The 476-nt window shown below is 59.5% G+C and carries 1 pseudogene; it reads right to left on the reverse strand.

Going from position 1 to position 476, the window contains the following annotated elements:
• Nucleotides 1-38: 38 nt before the first annotated feature.
• Nucleotides 39-476, reverse strand: a pseudogene (locus tag EN750_RS39820) (hypothetical protein); the annotation flags it as partial.

Below are 476 nucleotides of genomic sequence, written 5' to 3' on the forward strand. Positions count from 1 at the left end.
AAAGTCTCCTTGTCCAGAAAGAAGCGGCACAGCGTCACTCATTTCCCTCCCATTCGGCCCAGATCGCGTCCATTGCGCGACGTTCCTGTGCCTCCACTTGCGCCCGCGTCATGTTCTGCATCCCGTTGGGCCAGAGCAGGCGAAAGGTGCCTGTCGACCGCGGCATGGATAATGTCAAAAAGTTCGTTCTCCGCCTCGATCGTGCGATCCTGGTCAGGAGCCTTGTTCCAGGCGTCCCCGGCGTCGCTGACAATGTCCTGAAAGATGATCCTCGTGAAAAACTCGATCAGGACTGCGATCAACACGTCGCCATCAAGATCGGCGGGTTCGAATGACGCGGTATCGGGCAACACTTCGGCCAGCGCCTCTTGTACCGCTATGCGGATCAGGTCGGCATCCGCATTCTCAGGGGCGAGTGCTTGCGCAATCGCCTGAACCGCCTCGGCCAGGGGGCGTCCATTCAGCGTCGATAGGTC

This window comes from Mesorhizobium sp. M7A.F.Ca.ET.027.03.2.1 (genome assembly GCF_003999175.1).
Lineage (GTDB): Bacteria > Pseudomonadota > Alphaproteobacteria > Rhizobiales > Rhizobiaceae > Mesorhizobium.